The sequence below is a fragment of the Microcystis sp. M53603_WE2 genome, assembly GCF_030065435.1.
Genome location: NZ_JASJFF010000390.1, coordinates 1 through 2,772 on the forward strand (window position 1 = coordinate 1; position 2,772 = coordinate 2,772).

Sequence of the window (2,772 nt, forward strand, 5' to 3'; positions counted from 1 at the left end):
CCAGATTATAAGCTGAATTTTGCCAAGATTCTGCAAGAAATATCAAAAAACGAACTAAGTAATCGTTTAAAAGCAGGTCACGCTCACAATCGTCTGCAAGCTTTGCCTCCCCCCGGAAAAGCACCCTACGGTTATCGTCGTGGCAAGGAGCGTTATATACTCGATCGCAGTACCGCGCCAGTAGTCAAAGACTTTTTTGATCGCTTTTTGATTTCCGCTTCCCTGCGTTCCACGGTGCGCTATCTAGAAAAACGCTATGGTAAGAAGATATCGGTAGCTACTGCCCATAAATGGCTGACCAATCCCGTTTATCGCGGCGATTTGTGCTATCTCGGTCAAGATATTATCCCCGATACCCACACCCCGATTATCTCCCGGGAAGAAGCGGCCCAGATCGATCGCATCCTGAGAAATAATCGCAAATTACCCCCCCGCAGTGCCAGCGCCCCGCGTTCCTTAGCGGGTTTAGTCGTCTGTAGTCAATGTCAATCGGGGATGACGATTACCAAAGTGACAGCGCGAGGAAAGGGTCTAGAATACCTCTATTTGCGACCTTTGCAATGTCCCCGGACAAAAAAATGTTCGGCGATCGCTTATGAAAAAATTCTCAATAGCACAATCGAGCGCATTTGTCAAGACCTACCACCGACGATCGCTCAGATATCTTTACCGGATTTAGAGGGGATCAAACGGGGAATGAGCGAGGAAATAGGGCAAAAAAACGATATTTTGTCCCAATTGCCCTCCCTAGAAGCGGCGGGAATTTTAGATCAAGAAACGGCTAATCTACGGGCCTATAAACTGAAAAACGAGATCGCGCAGATTCAAGGACGTTTAGACCAATTACCCCCCGATAACCTGACTATTATCGCTCGTGCCGTTGCTTTTCCGCAATTTTGGCGAGATTTATCGGAAATCGAGCGCCGTTTTTATTTTCGCGAGTTTATCCGTCGCATCGAAATCGAGAGAGAAACGGCTAACAATTGGCATTTACGTTTAATCTTCGTTTTTTAAGAGTCTCGGACAATCTTAAAGTTAGCTAAAAATTGAGGAATTTTTGAGTGATCAATGCTAAGAAAAAGGCCAACAGCGATCGATCTCAACTATGAGCAATAACAAAAGATTAACTAGGTATAAAAAAGGGCGAAAATCCTCCCAGACAAAACCCCACCTTTATGATTATCACTATAATCAACCCGGGACGATGCCGGGGTTAATCACCATCGATGAAAATGCCGTTGCTACCGAGATATTTTTAGTTAATTATAATTCTCAACAAGCCACTAGAGTTAATAATCTTTTACCTCAAGACTGTCTTAAATATTTATCCAATGATTCCATCTCTTGGATTGATATCGTCGGTTTGGGTAATGAGGATAAACTGCAAGAGTTGGGGGAAATTTTTCATTTACATCCCTTAACCCTTGAGGATATAGTCAGTATTCCCCAAAGACCAAAAGTGGAAGAATGCGAGAATTATCTTTTAATTATAGTGCCAATGGCCATCCTGATCGATCATCAGGGTTTTTTGCTAGAACAAATCAGTTTAATAGTCGGGAAGAATTATGTTTTAACCGTGCAGGAAGAAGGACAATACGATTCTTTAGAGGGAGTTAGGGAAAGAATACGTTTAAATAAAGGTTCCATCCGGCAGCAAAAATCGGGTTATTTAGCCTATGCGATTTGGGATGCCATTATTGACGGTTATTTTCCTGTTTTAGAGTCCTACGGAGAAAGAATCGAGGAGTTAGAAAACGAAATTTTAGCTAGTCCCACGGAACAAATTTTATCAAAAATCTACCAACTGCGTCAGGAATTACTCTCCCTGCGACGAGCAATTTGGCCGCAAAGGGACACCCTCAATGCGCTTTTACGCGATGAGTATATTGTCATCGATACAACCATTAAACCCTATCTAAGAGACTGTTATGACCATGTGGTACAAATTCTCGATGTTATCGAAAATTACCGGGAATTTGCCAATGGTTTAATGGATTTTTACCTGTCTTCCGTGAGTAATAAAATGAACGAGATTATGAAAACTTTAACGGTAATCTCGACGATTTTTATCCCGCTCACCTTCATTGTCGGTATTTATGGCATGAACTTTAATACTGATAAATCCCCTTATAATATGCCCGAATTAGAATGGTATTGGGGCTATGTATTCGTCTGGGTGTTGATGCTAACGGTTGCTTTCAGTTTAATCATTTTCTTTTGGCGACGCGGCTGGTTTAAGAACCTATCGACAGTGAAGAAAAGATAAACTGTTAAGCAGATTAGACAGACTGGATTACCTTGCCGGCATCTAGCAAGAGAAAATGGCTATCACAGAGAAATTAATAATTTAGTGTCTGCGGTATTTTTTAACACTTTCAGTTGATGGCTTCTAATTTTGTCCAACCAACTATAGTGCTGGTTGTGACATTGATAGACGATATCGATGTCACCAATCTCTAACTTAACCTGAGCCAAGTAGTTTTCTAGTTCGCTAATTTTCATAACCAATCTCGCTTGCGCTGAAGGACATCAACCCTAAACCAAGAATTATCCCTAAAGGATAGGGGTGACTACAGTTACTATTATAGGCCGACCATAATTCTTAAAAAAGTTCTTATCTAACAAAGTTAGCTAATGTCAGGGTTAGATGATATTAGCGAAGTTTCTTTCTAGTCGTCTAGGGGGCAGGGCTATTCCTAGGTAGGGTCTGCTGAAAAAGTTTTTCGTGGGGGTAGGTTGTAGGGTGTGGGGTGTAGGGTTTTACCCATTTTC

General features: G+C 41.7%; 3 protein-coding genes. 2 read left to right on the forward strand and 1 reads right to left on the reverse strand.

Translation table 11 applies throughout. The annotated features are described in order from the left end of the window. The coding region (locus PX481_RS08275) for a recombinase family protein (protein ID WP_288094333.1) at window positions 1–1,014 on the forward strand (1,014 nt) is incomplete at its 5' end. Between the two features lie 91 nt (window positions 1,015–1,105). Continuing rightward, entirely contained in the window at window positions 1,106–2,266 is a 1,161-nt protein-coding gene (gene corA / locus PX481_RS08280; protein ID WP_288058598.1) for a magnesium/cobalt transporter CorA, read from the forward strand. 62 nt (window positions 2,267–2,328) lie between these two features. Here the strand turns inward: corA and PX481_RS08285 are convergent, their stop codons facing one another. Then, window positions 2,329–2,502: a hypothetical protein gene (locus PX481_RS08285; protein ID WP_002804198.1), complete on the reverse strand. Its 174-nt coding sequence runs from the start codon at window positions 2,500–2,502 to the stop codon at window positions 2,329–2,331. Window positions 2,503–2,772 lie beyond the last annotated feature (270 nt).

What these genes read in the sequence shown, in the direction of transcription:
- corA (WP_288058598.1), top strand. Translation starts at nt 1,106, where the DNA reads ATGAGCAATAACAAAAGATTAACTAGGTATAAAAAAGGGCGAAAATCC.
- PX481_RS08285 (WP_002804198.1), bottom strand. Translation starts at nt 2,502, where the DNA reads ATGAAAATTAGCGAACTAGAAAACTACTTGGCTCAGGTTAAGTTAGAG.